The organism is Streptomyces sp. NPDC006516, assembly GCF_040611875.1.
Taxonomy (GTDB): domain Bacteria; phylum Actinomycetota; class Actinomycetes; order Streptomycetales; family Streptomycetaceae; genus Streptomyces.
On the sequence record NZ_JBEXPD010000013.1, the window covers coordinates 185,564 to 206,872 of the forward strand.

Annotated in this window: 20 protein-coding genes; 15 read left to right on the plus strand and 5 right to left on the minus strand. The window is 71.1% G+C overall.

Annotated elements, in window-relative coordinates; all coding sequences use genetic code 11:
- Positions 1–1,209, plus strand: coding sequence for a sensor histidine kinase (locus ABZY45_RS28740; RefSeq protein ID WP_356744469.1), 1,209 nt, complete (start codon positions 1–3; stop codon positions 1,207–1,209).
- A 19-nt stretch (positions 1,210–1,228) separates the two neighbouring features.
- Positions 1,229–1,903, plus strand: coding sequence for a response regulator transcription factor (locus ABZY45_RS28745; RefSeq protein ID WP_356744471.1), 675 nt, complete (start codon positions 1,229–1,231; stop codon positions 1,901–1,903).
- Positions 1,904–1,957: 54 nt separating this feature from the next.
- Here ABZY45_RS28745 and ABZY45_RS28750 read toward each other — a convergent pair whose 3' ends face one another.
- The gene (locus ABZY45_RS28750) at positions 1,958–3,070 is read right to left on the minus strand and encodes a DUF5937 family protein (protein WP_356744561.1); all 1,113 of its coding nucleotides are present in this window, start codon (positions 3,068–3,070) and stop codon (positions 1,958–1,960) included.
- A 104-nt stretch (positions 3,071–3,174) separates the two neighbouring features.
- Between ABZY45_RS28750 and ABZY45_RS28755 the strand changes: the two genes are divergently transcribed.
- Positions 3,175–3,333, plus strand: a complete 159-nt coding sequence (locus tag ABZY45_RS28755) for a hypothetical protein (RefSeq protein WP_356744473.1) — start codon at positions 3,175–3,177, stop codon at positions 3,331–3,333.
- 5 nt (positions 3,334–3,338) lie between these two features.
- Here ABZY45_RS28755 and ABZY45_RS28760 read toward each other — a convergent pair whose 3' ends face one another.
- Positions 3,339–4,484, minus strand: coding sequence for a beta-eliminating lyase-related protein (locus ABZY45_RS28760; protein ID WP_356744475.1), 1,146 nt, complete (start codon positions 4,482–4,484; stop codon positions 3,339–3,341).
- 167 nt (positions 4,485–4,651) lie between these two features.
- Here ABZY45_RS28760 and ABZY45_RS28765 point away from each other — a divergent pair, with 167 nt between their 5' ends.
- The 10 genes from ABZY45_RS28765 to ABZY45_RS28810 all read left to right on the plus strand — a co-directional run bounded on the left by ABZY45_RS28765 (position 4,652) and on the right by ABZY45_RS28810 (position 12,909).
- Complete coding sequence (locus ABZY45_RS28765; RefSeq protein ID WP_356744477.1) at positions 4,652–5,626, plus strand: DUF2520 domain-containing protein; 975 nt, start codon at positions 4,652–4,654, stop codon at positions 5,624–5,626.
- A complete protein-coding gene (gene panC, locus ABZY45_RS28770; RefSeq protein ID WP_356744479.1) occupies positions 5,623–6,636 on the plus strand; it encodes a pantoate--beta-alanine ligase in 1,014 nt (337 codons plus the stop codon). Before ABZY45_RS28765 ends, panC begins: the two co-directional genes overlap by 4 nt.
- On the plus strand, positions 6,633–8,432 hold the full coding sequence (locus tag ABZY45_RS28775; protein ID WP_356744481.1) for an L-aspartate oxidase: 1,800 nt from the start codon (positions 6,633–6,635) through the stop codon (positions 8,430–8,432). Before panC ends, ABZY45_RS28775 begins: the two co-directional genes overlap by 4 nt.
- A gap of 2 nt (positions 8,433–8,434) precedes the next feature.
- A complete protein-coding gene (gene nadC / locus ABZY45_RS28780) occupies positions 8,435–9,481 on the plus strand; it encodes a carboxylating nicotinate-nucleotide diphosphorylase (protein ID WP_356744483.1) in 1,047 nt (348 codons plus the stop codon).
- Positions 9,481–10,278 carry a type III pantothenate kinase gene (locus ABZY45_RS28785; protein WP_356744485.1) on the plus strand — a complete coding sequence of 266 codons (798 nt, stop codon included), beginning with the start codon at positions 9,481–9,483 and terminating at the stop codon, positions 10,276–10,278. The genes nadC and ABZY45_RS28785 overlap by 1 nt, the downstream gene beginning before the upstream one ends.
- 140 nt (positions 10,279–10,418) lie before the next feature.
- Positions 10,419–11,015: a hypothetical protein gene (locus ABZY45_RS28790; protein WP_356744563.1), complete on the plus strand. Its 597-nt coding sequence runs from the start codon at positions 10,419–10,421 to the stop codon at positions 11,013–11,015.
- Positions 11,016–11,081: 66 nt separating this feature from the next.
- Entirely contained in the window at positions 11,082–11,252 is a 171-nt protein-coding gene (locus ABZY45_RS28795) for a hypothetical protein (protein ID WP_356744487.1), read from the plus strand.
- 115 nt (positions 11,253–11,367) lie between these two features.
- Positions 11,368–11,802 carry a BlaI/MecI/CopY family transcriptional regulator gene (locus ABZY45_RS28800; protein WP_356744489.1) on the plus strand — a complete coding sequence of 145 codons (435 nt, stop codon included), beginning with the start codon at positions 11,368–11,370 and terminating at the stop codon, positions 11,800–11,802.
- A 9-nt stretch (positions 11,803–11,811) separates the two neighbouring features.
- Positions 11,812–12,429 (plus strand): amino-acid N-acetyltransferase, encoded by a 618-nt coding sequence (locus tag ABZY45_RS28805; protein ID WP_356744491.1) that lies wholly within the window; start codon positions 11,812–11,814, stop codon positions 12,427–12,429.
- Positions 12,430–12,573: 144 nt separating this feature from the next.
- Positions 12,574–12,909: an Lsr2 family protein gene (locus ABZY45_RS28810; protein ID WP_073750230.1), complete on the plus strand. Its 336-nt coding sequence runs from the start codon at positions 12,574–12,576 to the stop codon at positions 12,907–12,909.
- Here ABZY45_RS28810 and ABZY45_RS28815 read toward each other — a convergent pair.
- Complete coding sequence (locus tag ABZY45_RS28815; protein WP_356744493.1) at positions 12,888–13,475, minus strand: SCO3374 family protein; 588 nt, start codon at positions 13,473–13,475, stop codon at positions 12,888–12,890. The two genes, ABZY45_RS28810 and ABZY45_RS28815, sit on opposite strands and share 22 nt — an antisense overlap.
- A gap of 440 nt (positions 13,476–13,915) precedes the next feature.
- On the opposite strand from ABZY45_RS28815, the gene ABZY45_RS28820 reads away from it, so the two are divergent.
- Complete coding sequence (locus tag ABZY45_RS28820) at positions 13,916–16,441, plus strand: ATP-dependent Clp protease ATP-binding subunit (RefSeq protein ID WP_145809607.1); 2,526 nt, start codon at positions 13,916–13,918, stop codon at positions 16,439–16,441.
- A gap of 90 nt (positions 16,442–16,531) precedes the next feature.
- Here ABZY45_RS28820 and ABZY45_RS28825 read toward each other — a convergent pair whose 3' ends face one another.
- Both ABZY45_RS28825 and ABZY45_RS28830 read right to left on the minus strand, forming a co-directional pair.
- A complete protein-coding gene (locus tag ABZY45_RS28825) occupies positions 16,532–19,783 on the minus strand; it encodes an NACHT domain-containing protein (RefSeq protein ID WP_356744496.1) in 3,252 nt (1,083 codons plus the stop codon).
- Complete coding sequence (locus ABZY45_RS28830; RefSeq protein WP_356744499.1) at positions 19,780–20,139, minus strand: trypco2 family protein; 360 nt, start codon at positions 20,137–20,139, stop codon at positions 19,780–19,782. Before ABZY45_RS28830 ends, ABZY45_RS28825 begins: the two co-directional genes overlap by 4 nt.
- 456 nt (positions 20,140–20,595) lie before the next feature.
- On the opposite strand from ABZY45_RS28830, the gene ABZY45_RS28835 reads away from it, so the two are divergent.
- Positions 20,596–21,297 (plus strand): M23 family metallopeptidase, encoded by a 702-nt coding sequence (locus tag ABZY45_RS28835; protein ID WP_356744501.1) that lies wholly within the window; start codon positions 20,596–20,598, stop codon positions 21,295–21,297.
- Positions 21,298–21,309: the final 12 nt, after the last annotated feature.

Genomic DNA, 21,309 nt, shown 5'->3' on the forward strand with positions numbered 1-21,309 from the left:
GTGCAGCGCTTCTACGATTTCATCCGCAGACACCCGACGGGCGTCGACATCCTCTGGGCTGTCGGCCTCCTCGGGTTCTCCGGCGTGTCCATCGTGGCCGACCGGACCGGCGACAGCCTGGAACGCATCGCCGCGGTGCCGATCGCCGTCGGGCTGTGCGCCGTCGTCGCGCTGCGCCGCCGTGCGCCGGAGAAGATGCTGCTGCTCGCGATCCTGATGGGCGTCGCGCAACTGCTGTTCGGCGTGCGGCCGGACGTGGCCGACTTCGCCATGCTGGTGATCACCTACACCGTGGCCACGGTCGGGGAGCGGTGGGCGTCCCGGCTCGCCCTCGGGTGCAGCCTGGCGGCGGCCGGGATCTCGCGGCTCCGCTGGCCCGACGACGCCCCGACGGGCGGCTGGGCGCAGACCGTCGGCTACGTCGTCATCATGACCGTGCCGTTCGTCCTGGCCTGGGTGCTCGGCGACTCGGTACGCACCCGGCGGGCCTACTTCAGTCAGCTGGAGGAGCGTGCCGCCCGGCTGGAGCGCGAACGTGAGGCGCAGTCGAAGGTGGCCGTGGCCGCCGAACGCGCCCGTATCGCCCGCGAGCTGCACGATGTCGTGGCGCACAACGTCTCGGTGATGGTGGTCCAGGCCGACGGTGCCGCGTACGTGATGGACTCCTCCCCGGACCAGGCCCGGCAGGCACTGGAGACCATCTCCGGCACCGGCCGCCAGGCACTGGCCGAGATGAGGCGGCTGCTCGGGGTGCTCAGGACCGGAGACGCGCAGGAGAGCGGGGAGTACGTCCCCCAGCCCGACGTCGAGCAGATCGAGGAGCTCGTCGGCAAGGTGAGGGAGACCGGGCTGGCGGTGGACTTCAAGATCGAGGGCACCCCGCGCCCGCTCCCGAGCGGGGTCGAGCTGACCGCCTACCGCATCGTGCAGGAGGCTCTCACCAACACCCGTAAGCACGGCGGCCCGAACGCGGGGGCGAGCGTGCGGCTGGTCTACTTCGACGACGGACTGGGCCTCCTCGTCGAGGACGACGGCCGAGGGGCGCCGCACGAGCTGTACGAGGACGGCGGGATCGACGGCGCGGGACAAGGGATGATCGGCATGCGCGAGCGGGTCGGCATGGTGGGCGGCACGCTGGACGCCGGCCCGCGCCAGGGCGGCGGCTTCCGGATCAGCGCCCTGCTTCCGCTCAAGCCCGCCAACCAGTGACGGAAGGACAGGACACCTCATGGCGATCCGCGTGATGCTCGTCGACGACCAGGTGCTGCTGCGCACGGGGTTCCGGATGGTCCTCGCCGCCCAGCCGGACATGGAGGTCGTCGCGGAGGCGGGTGACGGAGCCGCGGCGATCGAGGTCCTGCGGTCCACGGCCGTCGACGTGGTGCTGATGGACGTCCGCATGCCACGTCTCGACGGCGTCGAGGCGACCCGGCGCATCTGCGCGCAGACCGATCCGCCCAAGGTGCTGATCCTGACGACGTTCGATCTGGACGAGTACGCCTTCTCAGGTCTGAAGGCGGGGGCGAGCGGCTTCATGCTCAAGGACGTGCCCCCGGGCGAGCTGCTCTCCGCCATCCGCTCGGTGCACAGCGGTGATGCCGTGGTGGCCCCTTCCACGACCCGCCGGCTGCTCGACCGCTTCTCCCCGATGCTGCCGAGCACCACGCCGGAGCCGCAGAACAAGCAGGTGGGGAAGCTGACCGAGCGCGAGCGCGAGGTGATGCTGCTGGTCGCCCAGGGGCTGTCGAACGGCGAGATCGCGGCGCGACTGGTGCTCTCCGAGGCGACCGTGAAGACCCACGTCGGCCGCATCCTCACCAAACTGGCGCTGCGCGACCGCGTGCAGGTCGTCGTTCTCGCGTACGAGACGGGGCTGGTCAGGGCGGGTGGCGGGGCGGCCTGACCGCTGGGCCCGCCGAGCGGGAGACCCTGCGGCGGCGGCTGACCGCCCCTCAGATCAGCGGAGCACGCCCTCGAGGAAGTCGCTGCCGAGCCGGGCCACCACCGTCAGGTCCAGGGAGTGCAGGACGTACCTCCCGCGCCGCCGGGTGGTGATCAGGCCGGCCTTCTTGAGCACCGCGAGGTGGCGGGAGACCTCGGGCGGTGTGATGCCGTGCGAGGAGGCGAGTTCGCCGGTCGAGTACGGGGAGCGGGCCAGGTCGCGGCAGATCCGCATGCGCATCGGGTGGGCCAGTGCCTCCATCCGCAGCCGGAGCAGCTCGACGGAGGCGGGGGAGGGCAGTTCGGGGCGGTGCACCGGGTAGTGGATCACTGGTCGCCATCCCGGGGCGTGCAGCACCATCAGGTGCGGCCACCCGAAACTGGTCGGGATGAGGGTGAGCCCGGCGCGGCCCGCAGACCCCGAGAAGTCGGTCCTGCCCTGGGTCAGCTTGTCGACGCTGATCCTGCCGGCCTCCTCGTCCAGGGACAGGGCCGCGGAGACCGCGCTCAGCGCGGCCGGGACGCCCTTGTGCCGCAGGAGTTCCGTCTTGTGCCGGGCGTCGGCGACGAGCTGGACCTGCGCCCGCCGCCAGGTGTCGGCGAAGAAGGCCTGGTCGCAGTCCTCCAGGAGACGCCTGATCCAGCCGCGTACGGCGCCGGGATCGTCCAGCAGCTGCTGGGTGAACTCCAGCTGCTGAGCCCCTCGGGCCGCGGCCATGTGCAGCGCGCGGTCACGCATCGCGGTGTCGGTGAGGGGTGACGGCGCCCCCGTGCCGTACAGGCTCGTGCAGGTGAACTCGAGGGCGGCGGAGACGAAGCGCTCGTCGTCGAGCTTGTCCAGGATGTCCAGGTCCTCGGCAAGGGTCGTGCCGGTCCTGCCGTCTCCGCCCCGGACACCGGCGAAGGGCATGAAGACGTCGGAGAAGGTGTGCCGCCAGAGGAACTCCGCCTCGTGGAGCCGGTCCGCGAGGTCGGGCTCCAGGGCGGCGGAGGTCGCCGTCGCCCAGCCGTGCAGGCCGGGGTGGTGGCCCGGCTCGGAGAGCGCGTGCAGGGCGAGCCCCAGCTCGGCCAGAGGGGAGGTCTCGAAGATTATGCGCTCGGGAGGCAGGCCCGCGATGTCGATGTGCACGCTCACCCCTCCATGGTGCGGGGTGCGCGGACGGGCCCGGACCACGGTTGACCGCGGTCGTCGGTCCACGGGCGGACCTGCGGCGACGGGTTCAGGCTGGAGGCATGGACAGCGTTCAGCAGCAGATGCTCGACAGCTATCGGGCGGCTCGGCAGGGCGTGGCGCCGCCCCCGCCGCCCGGCACCCACGACCGGGAGGTCCTGCGCTCGGTCCGTGAGCGGATCCGCGCCTGGACGGCCGCCCACCGCCCGCCCTTGGCATGAGGCGCCTACGCCAGCCGCGCCACGAAATCCGCCACCGCTTCCCCGACGTCCCCGGCCGTCCACTCCAGCCCTGGTGCCGCGACCGTGACCTCGGTGTACGAGAGTCCGGGCGGCCCGGCCGGAGCCGCGAACCAGCGCCGGAAGAGGGTCACACCCGTCTCCTCGGCCTGCCGCACCGAGGCCTCGTCCAGGACGTCCGCCGCGTACGGCAGCCAGACCTGGAACTGGTGCGTGTGCGGCGGTTCCGGGTGCACCCGGAACCATGGCACGGCGGAGTCGCCGAAGCCCTCCGCCAGAGCGCCGGCGACCACCTTCGCGTGCGCCACGTACGACGGCAGCCTCGGCAGTTCCCGCTCCAGTCCCAGCAGGGCGGAGAGGGCCGCCGGATACTGCTGGAAGACCTGGCCGCCGTACCGGTGGCGCCAGGTCCTGGCCTCCTCGACCAGTGACTCGGAGCCGGCGAGCACCGCACCGGAGAGGCCGTCCAGGGACTTGTAGAACGACACGTACACGCTGTCGGCGAGCGCGGCGATCTCCGCGAGGCTCCGCCCGAGGTGCGGCGTGCACTCCCACAGCCGTGCCCCGTCCAGATGCACCACGGCGTCCCGCTCGCGGGCGGCGGCCACGGCTGCCTCCAGCTCCTCCCAGGAGGGCAGCACGAATCCCGCGTCCCGCAGCGGAAGCTCCACCATGAGCGTGCCGAAGGGCTCGGGGAAGTCCCGGATCTCCTCGGCGGTGGCCTGCCGGGGAGCGCGCGTGGGATGCACCGTGCGCAGCCCGCTCACCGAGGTGAGGGCGCTCCGTTCGTGTACTTCGGGGTGGGCGAGCGGATGCAGCGCCACGACCGGACTGCCCGTGCGACCGGCCCAGCAGCGCAGCGCGACCTGCTGGGCCATCGTCCCGGTCGGGAAGAAGGCCGCGGCCTCCGTCCCCAGCAGGTCCGCCGTGCGCCGCTCGACCTCGGCGACGACGCCGTCGCCGTACACATCCGTCCACTCACCCAGGTCGTGGACCGTGCCGGCGTCGGCGGCCAGCGCGGTCAGCCGCTCTCCCAGGGTGTGGTCCGCCGAGGCGCGCGCCAGCACCTTTCCCGATCGCCGCCATGCGGTCAGCCTGCGGTTCCGCTGTTTCTGCTCATCGGTGACTCCCATGGGACGATCATCACCCGGACCGCCGGAGCGGCCCTACCGCGGGTTCCCCTGTCGTCAGAAGTTATCCACAGGGTGTGGACGGTCGCGGGCTGCGCGGAAACGCTGGCGTAGCATTCAGAGGAATCGTCCGGTACCCCCCGCGGACTGGAACGGAAGGCCGTCGCCGCGTGAACGCATCAGTTTCGAAGGAACCCCTCGACGCGAGGGACCGCCCTGCCCGCCTCACCGTAGGAGTCGTGGGCGCGGGGCGGGTCGGCCCCGCACTCGCCGCCTCGCTGCAGCTCGCCGGGCACCGCCCGGTAGCGGTGTCCGGCGTCTCCGACGCGTCGGTGCGCCGGGCCGCCGCGCTGCTCCCCGACGTACCCCTGGTGACCCCCGCCGAGGTGCTCGCCCGGGCAGAGCTCGTGTTGCTGACCGTGCCGGACGACGCGCTGCCCGGCCTGGTCGAAGGACTCGCCGAGACCGGCGCCGTGCGGCCCGGCCAGCTGCTCGTGCACACCTCCGGACGTTACGGCGCGAAGGTGCTCGACCCGGCTCTGCGGGCCGGCGCGCTCCCGCTCGCGCTGCATCCGGCGATGACCTTCACCGGCACCTCCGTCGACGTCCAGCGGCTGGCCGGCTGTTCCTTCGGGGTCACCGCCCCTGAGGAGCTCAGGCTCGCCGCCGAGGCGCTCGTCATCGAGATGGGCGGCGAGCCCGAATGGATCGCGGAGGAGTCCCGGCCGCTCTACCACGCGGCACTCGCCCTCGGTGCGAACCACCTCGTCACCCTCGTCGCACAGTCCATGGAACTGCTCGGCAAGGCCGGCGTGGGCGCCCCGGACCGGATGCTCGGGCCCCTGCTCGGGGCCGCGCTCGACAACGCCCTGCGCTCCGGCGACGCGGCCCTGACCGGCCCCGTCGCCCGGGGGGACGCCGGTACGGTGTCCGCGCACATCCACGAGCTGAGGCGGCACGCCCCGCAGACGGTGGCCGGATACCTCGCCATGGCCCGCGCCACGGCCGACCGGGCGCTGGACCACGGGCTGCTCAAGCCGGAGCTCGCGGAGGACCTCCTCGGCGTCCTCTCGGACAGCGATCCCATGAACGGGACGAACGGAACACAGGGCCCGGACCAGTCCGGACCGGGGGAGAGCCGATGAACACCGCACCCGTCACCCTCCTCAGCACCGCCGCGGAGCTGGACGCCCTCGGCCGGGCCCCCGGGGCCCGTCGCGCCGTCGTCATGACGATGGGCGCGCTCCACGAGGGCCACGCCACCCTGATCCGCGCGGCGCGGGCCGCGGCGGGGCCCGACGGCCAGGTCGTGGTCACGGTCTTCGTCAACCCGCTCCAGTTCGGAGAGGCGGCCGACCTCGACCGCTACCCCCGCACCCTGGACGCCGACCTCGCCGTCGCCTCGGAGGCGGGGGCCGACGCGGTCTTCGCGCCGGCCGTCGAGGAGGTCTACCCCGGCGGTGACCCGCAGGTCAGGATCACCTCGGGCCCCATGGGCGAGCGGCTGGAGGGCGCCCACCGCCCCGGGCACTTCGACGGCATGCTCACCGTCGTCGCCAAGCTCCTCCATCTCACCCGGCCGGACGCGGCGTTCTTCGGCCAGAAGGACGCCCAGCAGCTGGCGCTGGTCCGCCGCATGGTGAGGGACCTCAACTTCGGCATCGACATCGTCGCCGTACCGACCGTCCGCGACCCGGACGGGCTCGCCCTCTCCAGCCGCAACCGCTTCCTCTCCGCCGAGGAGCGCCACACCGCGCTGGCCCTGCCCCGCGCCCTGTTCGCCGCCCGTGACCGGCTGGCCGCCCAGCAGGCGCTGCACGCCCGCGCCAGGACGGTCCCCGACCGTCAGGGCCGGGCCGCCGCCCTCACCCGGCTCGGGGAGGCCCGGGCCGCCGCCGACACCCAGGCGGTGGCGCTGGCCAGGCCGACCGTCGCGCCCGCCGCGGTGCGGGCCGCCGCGCAGGCCGTGCTGGACGAGGCCGCCGAGGCCGCCGTGCCGCTCGTCCTGGACTACGTGGCGCTCGTGGACCCGGCCGACTTCACCGAGATCCCGGACGACCGCGTCACCGGCGAGGCGCTCCTCGCCGTCGCCGCGCGGGTGGGCGCCACCCGGCTGATCGACAACATCCCGCTGACTCTCGGAGCCCTCACGTGACCGGAATACGGCTGACAGCCCCCGCCCCCGGCTGGGCCATCGAAGCGGACGTGGTCGTGGTCGGCTCCGGTGTGGCCGGTCTGACCACCGCCCTGCGCTGCGCCGCGGCCGGCCTCGCCACCGTCGTCGTCACCAAGGCGCGCCTCGACGACGGTTCCACCCGCTGGGCACAGGGCGGCATCGCCGCGGCGCTCGGCGAGGGCGACACCCCCCAGCAGCACCTGGACGACACCCTGGTCGCCGGGGCCGGGCTGTGCGACGAGGCCGCCGTGCGCGCCCTCGTCACGGAGGGCCCCGACGCCGTACGCAGGCTGATCGACACCGGTGCCCACTTCGACACCACGGACACCGGCGCGATCGCCCTGACCCGTGAGGGCGGCCACCACCGCCGCCGTATCGCGCACGCCGGAGGCGACGCGACAGGCGCCGAGATCTCCCGCGCCCTGGTCGGCGCGGTGCGCTCGGCCGCCCTGCGCACCATCGAGAACGCCCTGGTCCTGGACCTCCTCACGGATGCGGAAGGCCGTACCGAAGGCGTCACCCTGCACGTCATGGGTGAGGGCCAGCACGACGGCGTCGGTGCCGTCCGCGCCCCCGCCGTGGTCCTGGCCACCGGAGGCATGGGCCAGGTCTTCTCCGCCACCACCAACCCCCCGGTCTCCACGGGCGACGGGGTGGCGCTCGCGCTGCGGGCGGGCGCGGAGGTCAGCGACCTGGAATTCGTCCAGTTCCATCCGACCGTCCTGTTTCTGGGCGCCGACTCGGAAGGCCAGCAGCCGCTGGTGTCCGAGGCCGTGCGGGGCGAGGGCGCCCATCTCGTCGACGCGTCCGGCACCCGCTTCATGCTCGGCACGCACGAGCTCGCCGAGCTGGCTCCCCGTGACATCGTCGCCAAGGCCATCACCCGCCAGATGCATCTCCAGGGCACCGAGCACATGTACCTCGACGCCCGCCACTTCGGCGCCGAGATGTGGGAACAGCGCTTCCCGACGATCCTGGCCGCCTGCCGTGCCCATGGCATCGATCCCGTGACCGAGCCGATCCCTGTGGCCCCCGCCGCCCACTACGCCTCGGGCGGCGTGCGCACGGACCTCAGCGGCCGTACGACCGTGCCCGGCCTGTACGCCTGCGGGGAGGTCGCCTGCACGGGCGTGCACGGCGCGAACCGGCTCGCTTCCAACTCCCTGCTGGAGGGCCTGGTCTTCGCCGAGCGCATCGCGGCGGACATCACCGGCGCTCCGGCCGCGGCCGCGAGCGGGGACGCGCCCCGGGCCGGGTCCGGGCGCATACCCGAGCTGGAGGCGGACTCGCGGACCGTCCCGCTGCTCACCGCCGAGTCCCGCACCACGATCCAGCGCATCATGACCAGGGGCGCCGGAGTGATCCGCTCCGCCACCAGCCTCGCCACCGCGGCGCAGGAGCTGGAAGCGCTCCGGCTGACCGCCGCCACGGAGGAAGCCGGCTCCAAGGACGCGGTGCCCGGGGTCGAGGCATGGGAGGCCACCAACCTGCTGCTCGTCTCGCGGGTGCTGGTCGCCGCCGCCCGTGAGCGCGAGGAGACCCGTGGCTGCCACTGGCGCGAGGACTTCCCGGACCGCGACGACTCCGGCTGGCTCCGGCACCTCGTCGTGCGCGTCACCCCCGACCGGCAGCCCGTGGTCCGCACGACGGACGGTGCCGCGTTCCCGCCCGTACGTGCCCTGGACCCCCGTGCCGCCGACCCCGGGAACCCGGCGGACACAGCACCGCCCACCAGCCTCCGCAACCAGCCCGCCGACGCCCCCGAGGAGCCGTAACCGTGAGCACGCCCGAAGAGAATCCGCGCCCCACACCCGTGGACGTACCGCTGATCCACATCGGCGCACCCGCCGAGTCCGGGGGCGGCTGCGGCGACGGCTGCGGCTGCGGTGACGGCTACGACCCCGACGGCCTGGAGTGCGGGCTGGACCCCGCGCTCGCCCAGTTGCTGTCCGAGGCCGGGCTGGACCCGGTGCAGGTCGAGGACATCGCCCACGTGGCCATCGAGGAGGACCTCGACGGAGGCGAGGACGTCACCACCGTCGCGACCGTCCCGGCGGACGCCGTCGCCACCGGCGACTTCACCGCGCGTGAGGCGGGCGTCGTGGCCGGTCTGCGTGTCGCCGAGGCCGTCCTGTCCATCGTCTGCACCGAGGAGTTCGAGGTCGAGCGGCACGTCGAGGACGGCGACCGCGTCGTGCCGGGGCAGAAGCTGCTGACGGTCACCACCCGCACGCGTGACCTGCTCACCGGCGAGCGCAGCGCGCTCAACCTGCTCTGCCGGCTCTCCGGGATCGCCACGGCGACCCGTGCCTGGGCCGACGTGCTCGAAGGCTCGAAGGCCCAGGTCCGTGACACCCGCAAGACGACTCCGGGACTGCGCGCCCTGGAGAAGTACGCGGTGCGCTGCGGCGGCGGTGTCAACCACCGGATGTCGCTCGTGGACGCCGCGCTGGTCAAGGACAACCACGTGATCGCCGCCGGAGGAGTCGCCGAGGCGTTCACGCGCGTCAGGAAGGCCTACCCGGAGCTGGCGATCGAGGTCGAGGTCGACACCCTGGAGCAGGTACGCGAGGTGCTCGACGCGGGCGCCGACCTGATCCTGCTGGACAACTTCACCCCGTCCGCGACCGCCGAGGCCGTCGCTCTCGTCGGAGGCCGTGCCCTGCTGGAGTCCTCGGGCCGGCTCTCCCTGGACTCCGCCCGGGCCTATGCCGAGGCAGGGGTGGACTACCTGGCCGTCGGCGCGCTCACGCACTCCTCGCCGATCCTCGACATCGGCCTGGACTTCCGCGACGTCACGCCGACCGACGGGGCCGACGCCTGATGCTGCTCACCATCGACGTCGGCAACTCCCACACCGTCCTGGGCCTGTTCGACGGCGAGGAGATCGTCGAGCACTGGCGGATCTCCACCGATTCCCGCCGTACCGCCGACGAGCTCGCCGTGCTGCTCCAGGGTCTGATGGGCATGCACCCCCTGCTCGGCATGGAGCTCGGCGACGGCATCGAGGGCATCGCGATCTGCTCGACCGTCCCCGCCGTGCTGCACGAACTCCGCGAGGTCACCCGCCGCTACTACGGCGATGTCCCGGCGGTCCTCGTGGAGCCGGGCGTCAAGACGGGTGTGCCCGTCCTGATGGACAATCCGAAGGAGGTCGGCGCGGACCGCATCGTCAACGCGGTCGCCGCCGTCGAGCTCTACGGAGGCCCGGCGATCGTCGTCGACCTCGGCACCGCCACCACCTTCGACGCGGTGTCCGCGCGTGGCGAGTACGCGGGCGGGGTGATCGCGCCCGGTATCGAGATCTCGGTGGAGGCCCTCGGCGCGAAGGGCGCCCAGCTGCGCAAGATCGAGCTGGCCAGGCCGCGCAGCGTGATCGGCAAGAACACCGTCGAGGCCATGCAGTCCGGCATCGTGTACGGCTTCGCCGGCCAGATCGACGGTGTCGTGGAGCGGATGAAGAAGGAGCTCGCGGCCGACCCCGACGAGGTCACGGTCATCGCGACCGGGGGCCTTGCTCCGATGGTGTTGAAGGACTCCTCAGTCATCGACGAGCACGAACCCTGGCTGACGCTCATCGGGCTGCGCCTCGTGTACGAGCGGAACCTCGCCCGGATGTAGCGCACGCCCATGGCCACCTGCGGGAACGGCTCGGCGGCGCGGTGCCCGACGCCGCGCCGCCGAGCGGCCAGTTAAGCGGATTTTGTCCATTTAGCACGTATTGTCGCGGCATGCCCACGCCCTACGGATCACGCGGCGGCATGGCGTTCAGCGCGGACGAGCTCCGGGTGCTCCGACACGCTCTCGCCACCGCCCTCCACCCCACGCCCCTGCCGGAAGAGGATGTCCAGGACTGCCTGCGGCTCGCGGGTGCGGTGGACGAGGCGGTGAGCGAGGCCGGCCGGCTGCGCGCCTTCCTCCTCGCCGATCTCGCCCGCTACCGCGAAGCGCTCCCCGGCTCGCTCAGCGGCTACCTGGAGCTCCTCCAGGACGCCCTCGCGGCGGGTTACGACCCCCGTCCCGACGACCTCGCGGCTCTGCGCGCCCTGCGCGGCGGGCGGGTCGCCGCGGCCCTCCTGGAGCGCTGCCAGGTGCTCGCGGAGCGCTCGGTCCGGGCGCGCCTCGCAGGGCGCGCGGTGCCCGTCACCGCGCCCGCGCCGCGCGGCAGGCTGCTGGCCCTCGCCGGCGGTATGGCGGCGGCCGAGGAGCCCGAGCGGCCCCCGGCGCCGGCGCGGCCCTCCGCCCCGTCCCGGCCGTCCTCCCCCGGCGAGCGTCCGGCGCCGAAACCGTCCGAGGTCTTCCCGCCCCGACGCAGGCCCGCACCGGCGGCCCCGCCGGAGGAGCGCGCCGCCTCCTGAGGCGCGCCACGCCTGGGAGGGGTGCCCGGGACCGGCCGGAATGCCGGGCTCGCTACCCTGGACGGCATGGACTACGTATCCGCGCTCGTTCCCCCCGTGGTGATGGCCGTCTTCTTCGTCGGCGTCGTCGTGACGATCATCAAGAGCCAGGGCGGCCCCAACAAGGCCAAGGAGGACGCCGCCGTGGACGCGGCGATCGCCCGCGCCGAAGCCGCCGAACAGGCGCCGCGCGCCTAGCCAGGGCGTCCGGCCCGGACCCGAGCACGAAGGGCGCACGGCTCCCGTGGAGTCGTGCGCCCTTTTGTCGTCCCAGAAATATCCCATTCCAGACATCTAGCACTAAGGTGATGCTGTGCCTCGCCAATTGGGAGAGCTGGAAGACGCCGTGATGACACGGGTCTGGCAATGGAACCGGCCGGTCACGGTGCGGGAAGTTCTCGAGGACCTGCAACAGGAACGGTCCATCGCGTACACGACCGTCATGACGGTAATGGACAATCTCCATCAGAAGGGCTGGGTGCGCCGCGAAGTCGACGGCCGCGCATATCGATATACGGCGGTCTCCACCCGCGCCGCATACTCGGCCGCACTGATGAACGAAGCGTGGTCCCGGAGTGACAACCCCGCCGCCGCGCTGGTCGCCTTCTTCGGCATGATGTCCGCGGAGCAACGCGAGGCTCTCGGTGACGCGATGCGCGTCGTCGCGCCCGCCTTCCCCGAACCGTCCGGGAGCGCGCCGGATGACGAGGCCGCAGCCGATGAAGCGCCGCCGGAGAGCGGGAGATAGCGTCGGGGGATGTCCTCAGAGCAGCCACAAACCGAGCACCGTACCGAGTCGCTAACGGGAGCTCGTCCCGGCCCGGAAACGGCGCGGGGCACAGATCTTCATACCGGCCCGTCGGTAAATAGGCCGGCCATCACCGTCCGCCGCGCCAGGACGAGCGATGTGACCGCTGTCCGGACACTCCTTGACGACTACGTCTCCGAAGGCATCCTGCTCGACAAAGCGACGGTGACGCTTTACGAGGACATCCAGGAGTTCTGGGTCGCCGAACGCGACGAGGACGCCCGTGTCGTCGGCTGCGGCGCACTCCACGTGATGTGGGAAGACCTCGCCGAAGTCCGTACTCTCGCCGTCGATCCCCGCATCAAGGGCGCCGGAGTCGGACACCAGGTGCTGGACAAGCTCTTGCAGACCGCGCGCTGGCTCGGTGTGCGCCGGGTTTTCTGTCTCACCTTCGAAGTCGACTTCTTCGCCGCACACGGCTTCACCGAGATCGGAGAGACGCCGGTCGACGGAGATGTCTACAGTGAGCTGCTGCGTTCCTATGACGAGGGTGTCGCCGAGTTCCTGGGTCTCGAACGAGTGAAGCCGAACACCTTGGGCAACAGCCGGATGCTTCTGCACCTGTGAACGGCGGAAGACTCCGGAACCCTATGTCCGAATCGCGCATGTTTCCCGTGTTCTTGCACTCCTGAACCTCTCCCAGGGGTTTGTGTTTTCCCGGGAAAAGCGGTTTCCTTTCCGCGTACTGCATTTTCGATGAAAGGAAATCCGGTGGCACAGAAGGTTCAGGTCCTTCTTGTTGACGACCTCGACGGTGGCGAGGCGGACGAGACAGTGACGTTCGCTCTGGATGGCAAGACGTACGAGATCGACCTCACGACGACCAACGCGGACAAGCTCCGTGGTCTTCTCGAGCCGTACACCAAGAGTGGCCGTCGCACCGGTGGTCGCGCCGCGACCGGCCGTGGCAAGGGCCGCGCCGTCACGGGTGGCAACAAGGACACCGCGGAGATCCGTAGGTGGGCGCGCGAGAACGGCCACAATGTGAATGACCGTGGTCGAGTTCCGGCCGAGATCCGCGAGGCTTACGAGAAGGCCAACGGCTGACCTGTCGGCCGATGGGCCCGCAGGCGTGTCCGTGCGTGCGTGAGCCTGACCCGGTGGCACTCCGTGGCCGCCGCGTCGACGAGTCGTACGAGATCGGGAGCATCCCCACCCCTGCTCCCGAGGCCGCCGAGGGCCGGGAGTGACAGCTCCACCTCCTGGCGCGTCCCAGGGGGCCGCAGCCAGAACGCGGCCCCCGGCGAGCCCGCCGCTGCCGAGTCGGGCGGCAGCGGAGCCGTGATGTGCCCGCCGTGGCCGATGGCGGTGAGGTCGAGGGAGATCCCGCCCCACTCCAGCCAGCCGAGCAGCCCGGGGAGTTCCTCCGCGCTGCCCGCGGCCACCAGCAGCCGCATGCGACCACCCGCCAGTGCCACCGGGCCGGTGGGCCCCACGCGGCGCAGCGCCGCGTGACCAGCCGCGGCCGGCACCTCCAGCACGTCGAAGCGCAGCCCTGTGAGCAGCCGTACCGGCGATGTGCCCGTCGTGGCCCAGTCCAGCTCGCGGGCGTACCACCGCGCGCAGCCGTCCGATTCGGGTGACGAGCGGGGAGGCGGGACGAGGGAAGCCATGTCCGATGAACCCCCGAACCGGCCTCCGGGTTACGCAGTGCGCATGATCGGCTCCGTCGTGTGCCTACCACGGGGGAGTGCGGGAGCGTCCGGCGGCGCGAAGTTGTTCGCCCGTAGCGGAGTAAACGGGGGTGCGCCGCATGGACTGTCAGTGGGTGCGGGTAAGACATCCCTAGTGGGAAGGGGCGACACGCGGGCAAAAACGTCTCACGTTCGCCATCGGCGTACTGGCGAAAGGGCTATCTGCCTGGCCTGCGGGAACATCGTCTCGCACCATCGGGTTGGAGCAGTTGTCGGCGTTCGGGGCGGGAGAACCCCCGGGAAGCAGGGCCGGGTGTCGGCAGTTGAAATGAGCGGTCCCCGCTTGCGGGACTAAGCTGCGGAAGGACAGGGAGGGGACCGACCCCTTACTGCCTGACCGCTCTGAGGAGCGATTAACGATGTTCGAGAGGTTCACCGACCGCGCGCGGCGGGTTGTCGTCCTGGCTCAGGAAGAAGCCCGGATGCTCAACCACAACTACATCGGCACCGAGCACATCCTCCTGGGCCTGATCCACGAGGGTGAGGGTGTCGCCGCTAAGGCCCTGGAGAGCCTCGGGATTTCGCTCGAGGCGGTCCGCCAGCAGGTGGAGGAGATCATCGGTCAGGGCCAGCAGGCCCCGTCCGGGCACATCCCCTTCACCCCCCGGGCCAAGAAGGTCCTGGAGCTGTCGCTCCGCGAGGCCCTTCAGCTCGGCCACAACTACATCGGCACGGAGCACATCCTGCTCGGCCTGATCCGCGAGGGCGAGGGCGTCGCGGCCCAGGTCCTCGTGAAGCTGGGCGCCGACCTGAACCGGGTGCGGCAGCAGGTCATCCAGCTGCTCTCCGGGTACTCGGGAGGCAAGGAGGCGGCCACCGCCGGGGGCCCCGCGGAGGGCACGCCCTCCACGTCCCTGGTGCTGGACCAGTTCGGCCGCAATCTCACCCAGGCCGCTCGCGAATCCAAGCTCGACCCGGTCATCGGGCGCGAGAAGGAGATCGAGCGGGTCATGCAGGTGCTCTCCCGCCGTACGAAGAACAACCCGGTGCTCATCGGCGAGCCCGGCGTCGGCAAGACGGCGGTCGTCGAGGGCCTGGCCCAGGCCATCGTCAAGGGCGAGGTGCCCGAGACCCTCAAGGACAAGCACCTCTACACCCTCGACCTCGGTGCCCTGGTGGCGGGTTCCCGCTACCGAGGTGACTTCGAGGAGCGCCTGAAGAAGGTCCTGAAGGAGATCCGCACCCGCGGCGACATCATCCTGTTCATCGACGAGCTCCACACCCTCGTGGGTGCGGGCGCCGCCGAGGGCGCGATCGACGCGGCGAGCATCCTCAAGCCCATGCTGGCGCGAGGCGAGCTCCAGACCATCGGTGCCACGACGCTCGACGAGTACCGCAAGCACCTGGAGAAGGACGCCGCGCTCGAGCGCCGCTTCCAGCCCATCCAGGTCGCGGAGCCGTCGCTGCCGCACACCATCGAGATCCTCAAGGGTCTGCGCGACCGTTACGAGGCCCACCACAGGGTCTCGATCACGGACGAGGCGCTGGTCCAGGCCGCGACCCTGGCCGACCGCTACATCTCGGACCGCTTCCTGCCGGACAAGGCGATCGACCTGATCGACGAGGCCGGTTCCCGGATGCGCATCCGCCGGATGACCGCGCCGCCGGACCTCCGCGAGTTCGACGAGAAGATCGCGGGCGTCCGCCGCGACAAGGAGTCGGCCATCGACTCCCAGGACTTCGAGAAGGCAGCTTCGCTCCGCGACAAGGAGAAGCAGCTGCTGGCGGCGAAGGCCAAGCGGGAGAAGGAGTGGAAGGCCGGCGACATGGACGTCGTCGCCGAGGTCGACGGGGAGCTCATCGCCGAGGTCCTGGCCACCGCCACAGGTATCCCGGTCTTCAAGCTGACCGAGGAGGAGTCCTCGCGTCTGCTGCGCATGGAGGACGAGCTCCACAAGCGCGTCATCGGGCAGAAGGACGCCATCAAGGCCCTTTCGCAGGCGATCCGCCGTACGCGAGCCGGCCTGAAGGACCCGAAGCGCCCCGGTGGCTCGTTCATCTTCGCCGGCCCGTCCGGTGTCGGTAAGACGGAGCTCTCCAAGACGCTCGCCGAATTCCTCTTCGGCGACGAGGACGCGCTGATCTCCCTCGACATGTCGGAGTTCAGCGAGAAGCACACGGTTTCCCGCCTCTTCGGTTCGCCCCCCGGTTACGTGGGTTACGAGGAGGGTGGCCAGCTCACCGAGAAGGTGCGCCGCAAGCCGTTCTCCGTCGTCCTCTTCGACGAGGTCGAGAAGGCCCACCCCGATATCTTCAATTCCCTGCTCCAGATTCTGGAAGACGGTCGTCTGACCGACTCCCAGGGCCGGGTCGTGGACTTCAAGAACACGGTCATCATCATGACGACCAACCTCGGGACCCGGGACATCTCAAAGGGCTTCAACCTGGGCTTCGCCGCCCAGGGCGACGTCAAGACGAACTACGAGCGGATGAAGGTCAAGGTCAACGAAGAGCTCAAGCAGCACTTCCGGCCCGAGTTCCTCAACCGTGTCGACGACACGGTCGTCTTCCACCAGCTGACCGAGGAAGACATCATCCAGATCGTCGACCTGATGGTCGCCAAGGTGGATGAGCGCCTCAAGGACCGCGACATGGGCATCGAGCTCAGCGCCGAGGCCAAGTCGCTCCTGGCGAAGAAGGGCTACGACCCCGTGATGGGCGCCCGGCCGCTGCGCCGGACGATCCAGCGCGAGATCGAGGACATCCTCTCGGAGAAGATCCTCTTCGGTGAGCTGCGCCCCGGTCACATCGTGGTCGTGGACACCGAGGGCGAAGGGGACGAGAAGAAGTTCTCGTTCCGTGGCGAGGAGAAGTCGGCACTGCCCGACGTCCCGCCGATCGAGCAGGCGGCGGGCGGCGGCCCGAACCTGACGAAGGAGGCGTAGGGCGCGTAGCGCCTGAGCGTCGAAGGGGCTGCCCCGGACCGGTTTCGGTCCGGGGCAGCCCCTTTTCTGTGGCGGGGGCCTCAGAGCGGATCAGTAGGCGACCACGCTGAGCCGGTCACCCAGCCCGTCCCGCCCTCGGAGCGCGGGCACACGATCGCCGACAACCGTCACGCGCAGCCCGGGCCACGGGTGCAGTGAGGTGAGATCCAGTTCTCCGGTGGAAGAGGCGGTGGTCAGGACCAGGTCGCTGAGTCCTGGGAAGAGCCGGCAGACCGCCGGCAGGTGGGCGCCGTCCCGGGGGGCTCGCACGGTGAGGCACTTCAGGGAGGTCACCGGAGGGACCGTGAACGCCGGGTACTCCCATGGCAGGGAATCGAGTTCGAGGAAGGTGATCCGTGGGTTCGCCCCCAGGGCTGTCAGCAGGTGGTCGAGCCGGCTGACCTGACCGATCCTCAGACCCGACAGCGATTCCCAGGCAGACAGCCCGTCCAGCACCACTGCCCGGTCGCTACCCACGCGCAGACGAACCACCCCCGGGTGGACGGGCAACGCGCTCAGTTCGCCGGATGCGAGGCCGGTGACGTCCAGGCGGGTCAGCCGCGCCAAGCCCGGCACCGGAGACAGGAAGTCGGCAGGGCAGCCGGACGCGTGCACCTGCAACGTGTCGAGCACGGCCAGGTCCACGAGCGGCGCGAGGCTCTCAACGGCCGGACAGGCCTGGAGTCTCAGATGCCGCAACGTACTGCTCTGGGAGCCGAGCGCGGCGAGGTCCACGGCTCGGGTGTTCGCGTGGAGGTGGAGCGCCGTGAGCTGGAGGTCTTCCAGCGCGGCGCGCAGCTCGTCCTCCGGAAGGTCACCGATGAGGGCGAGCTTTCGCAGCGTCGGCAGGCGGCGCAGGGCGGACAACTGCGGCCGTTGGGCCACGACGTAGTCGCGGGCGAGGTCCCAGTGGGCCAGCACCTCGGTGGCGAACTCATCGGGCGGGAAGGCGGCCCAGTTCGTCGCGACGTCACTGATCACCGACGGGTGGGCGGCTGCCCATTCCCGGACGTGCCCGATCGCCGCGCGGCCGCCGATCCGGCTGAGCAACTGCACCATACGCACGGCGGGTGGACTGTCGGTCGGCACACTCCCCGGTGCGGGCAGGAAGGCCAGTGCCGCGTCGCCGAGCCGGGTCAGTTCCTGCACGTGGCCTTCGCCGGAGGGTGGGAAGAGGGCCTCCATCGAGCGCCGGAGCCGTTCCCGTACCTCTCCCTCCAGCCACGCCGCGTGCTGCTCGCACAGGGCGGCCAGGACGTACAGGCCGGTGCGGCGCGAGGTCCCCTCCCGGTAGGCCAGACCCGCGTCCAGCAGCCCTTCCACCAGCAGGGGAAGCTCCCTGCGCCCGCAGTGGCCGGCCGACAGCAGGATGACGTCCTGCCACTGCTCCTCGCCGGCGTGCCCGAGCAGTTCCCCGAGGTGGTCGTCCTCGATGAGCTCCTTCGCGGCGAGGAAGTCCTGGAAGGTGCGGTGGGCGAACTGGTACGTCTCGTCCGTGTGCTCCTGGAGCAGGCCGCTGCGGTTCAGGAGGTGGGTCAGGATCTGGTCGGCCGTGCCCTGGGCGCTGACCCGGCCCATCCCGGGCAGGGCGCGGTCCAGCTGCCGCAGAGCCTGCTCGCGGGTGAACTCCGACTGGCCCTCGCGCACCAGCCACACCGCGATGCGCTGGAGGAGCTGGGTGTGCTCCTCGACGTCCATGACGATGCCTTCGGGGCGCTCGATCCGGCGCCGCCGGTCGCGGTGGCCCAGCAGCATCTCCAGCGCCGAGCGGTACAGCTTCCAGCGGGTCTCCGGGAGGAAGCCCTCGCGGCGGCGGTGCAGGGCGCAGATCACCGCGCACAGCAGCGGGGTGCGGCCCAGGTCCCGGAGGATGGAGTTCTGCGCGAACTGCCGGGAGAGGTCCCGTTCCAGTTCGGTCAGCCTCTCCAGGTCCTCGTCGTCCTCGGACAGCCGCGCCGCCCTGTGCCAGGACCTCACGAAGGACTGGATGTCCTCGTTCCGCATCGGCAGCAGCCGCAGCTCCTCGAAGCCCTCGGAGTCCAGCCAGCCCGGTTCCACGGCCAGCGGGCGGACGGTGGCGACGCAGCGGGTGTCCGGGTAGCGGAGCAGGAGCTGGGAGAGCCACGCGTGTGCCTGTTCCCGTTCCTCGGGGGGAACCTCGTCCAGGCCGTCGACCAGCAGGAGTGCCCGGCCCGATTCCAGCACCCGGCCCGCCCAGCCGTCCGGCGCCCGGTCGATCACCAGGCCGGCTGCCTCGGACAGCTCCGCCGGCCCGGGGAAGCTGCTGCCCCGGGCCCGGAGGGTCCGCAGCGGGACGACGAAGGGGATCAGGCCGTTGAGCGGTTCCAGGGCGTCGCTCAGGGTGCGTGCCGACGTATGGGCGGCCAGCCACCACAGGAGCGTGGTCTTTCCGGCGCCCGCGTCGCCCCGGAGCAGGACCCGAGGGCGGTCGGCGAGAAGCGCGTCGACCCGCTGGGGCCCTGTGGGCGGGACCGCGAGCGATCGGGGCTGGGACTGCGCCTCCAGGCTCAGGTAGGCCGTGTCCAGGTCCCACTGTGAGTCGTGCCGTCCCAGCTCGTCCAGACCGAAGATCTTCGTACGCCGGTAGGCGGCGCCGATGGAGGCCGCGTACGCCTCCTCGTACCGCAGGTCCTCGGGGAAGTGGCCCCGGACGCTCTCGTACTGGAGGCGGGGGCCGGTCTGCTCGTAGACGAGCCGGAACGGGCCCGCGCTCAGTACCGGGCCGAGGGGGACGCATTCGACCCGTCTGCCGCCGCGCTGCCGTGGCACCTGGCGGGCGATGCCGAGCAGTACGTCCCCCGCGAACACGGGGCCGCCGGAGAGGCCGGCGAGCACGGAGGGCTCCTCGTCGGGCCGTACGGCCGGCGGCTGGTCGAGATCGCAGACCAGCAGCCTGCGCAGCCGGCCCGCCATGGGCAGGACGGTCGCGGTGTACTGGTCGGCTTCCACGCGCTTCTCGGCGCCGTACCGCTGGATGCGCGGGAAGCCGGTGATCTCGCAGCCGTGGATGGCTTGACGGGTGTCCACCAGACCGAGCCGCACGGGTCCCGCCTCGATCACCTGCACCTCGGTCTGGAGCAGGGCCGCGTCGAGGTCGTGGTCGATCCAGGCGACGGACGCCGCGATCCGTGAGCCGAGGGCGGGATGGGCGAGGTAGCAGCGACTGCCGCTCTTGACCACATGGGCGCAGGTCAGTACCAGCCGGTCGGTGAGCAGGACCCCGCTGCCCTGAAGGGCGCCGGAGACCACCACCGTGCGGTCGGCCGGCTGGAGGAGGCTCACCGCGCGGCCGTCGTGACGTCACCGAAGTGGTCGGTGCTTCCCGCCTCCTCGTCGCCGATCTCCCAGGCCGCCCCGGTCACGGCGTTGCGGGGGGTGAGGGTGAAGGCGACCTTGTGCGTGGTGCCGGTGGACCGGGAGGTGTCGGCGCCCGCCTCCACGACCCAGGCCTTCACCTTGCCCCCTGCCTTGTTCTCCCGGCGGAGTTCGAGCGTGAACTCCATCTGGATGTCGCCGACGGAGAAGGCGACGGGTGTGCCGGTGGCGCGGGTCGCCGCGTCGACGAGCTGGTTGCGGATCGATTCCACGGCGTCGGCGAGCTCGATGCCGTCCAGGCCATGGGCGGTGTCGTCGGTCATCTGTTTCCCCCCGGGGTGCTGTGCAGGTGCCGGTCAGCGTAGTCAGGCCGCAGGGCCGAAGGTCCCGAAACGGACAGGCTTCGGGCCCACCGGCGGTGACAAGGCGCACAGGCCTTTCGAGGCCTACTAGGCACGGTAGGAGAAAGGGCGGAGATCGGCGGAGGGACTTTCGGCCCGCCTCGGCTGAGGCTTTCGGCGTTTGGGTTGGTATGCCCGTATTGGCGGGCAGTGTCCGGGAAGGACGCCTTTGGAGCTGGGCTTAAACCCGCACGCCGGAAAATATCCGGGGAGATCGTCTGCCGCCTCGGGATGGGTGACCAGAGTGAATTCCCGTCCCCTTCACTACGGCTTTTGTTCGTAGATGGGGGGTTTGAGTGTTGCCGGGGGTGCGGGTTACCAAGGTGGAGCAAGCCCGGTCCGAGCACCGGGTCCAGTCACCCCGGAGGTTCTCACCGCATGTCGAAGCGCGTTACGTTCCAGCACTCCCGCCGCCCGTCCATGTCCCGCGTCAGTGGCGCCGTCGTGGCCGCCGGCCTGGGTGCGTCGATGGTGTTCGGTGCGGGCGCGGCGTTCGCGTCCGGCACTACGGACACCGCCGCCCTCGCCGGTACGACCACCGCGGGCTCCGTCGCCCAGCAGGCGACCGCCCAGGGCAAGGCCGCCGAGAAGGCGAAGGCGGACAAGGCCGAGGCCAAGAAGAAGGCCGCTGCCAAGAAGAAGGCCGCGGCGAAGAAGAAGGCCGCCTGGGAGGCCCCGGTCAACAAGTACGTGCTGAGTGCCACCTACGGCACCGGTGGCGACCGCTGGGCCAGCAAGCACTCCGGCCAGGACTTCGCGGTGCCGATCGGCACCAAGGTCGAGGCCGCGCACACCGGCCGGGTCGTCAAGGCCGGCCCGAACGGTGGCGGCGACGGTCCCGCGTACGGCAACGCCATCGTGATCAAGCACGCCAACGGCAAGTACTCGCAGTACGCGCACCTGTCGAAGATCGACGTGAAGATCGGCGACCGTGTGAAGACGGGCGAGAAGATCGGCCTGTCCGGCAACACCGGAAACTCCAGCGGCCCGCACCTGCACTTCGAGATCCGGACCACTCCGAACTACGGCTCGGCGATCAACCCGGTCTCGTTCCTGAACTCCGTGCACGTCCACATCTGACGTGACCCGGCG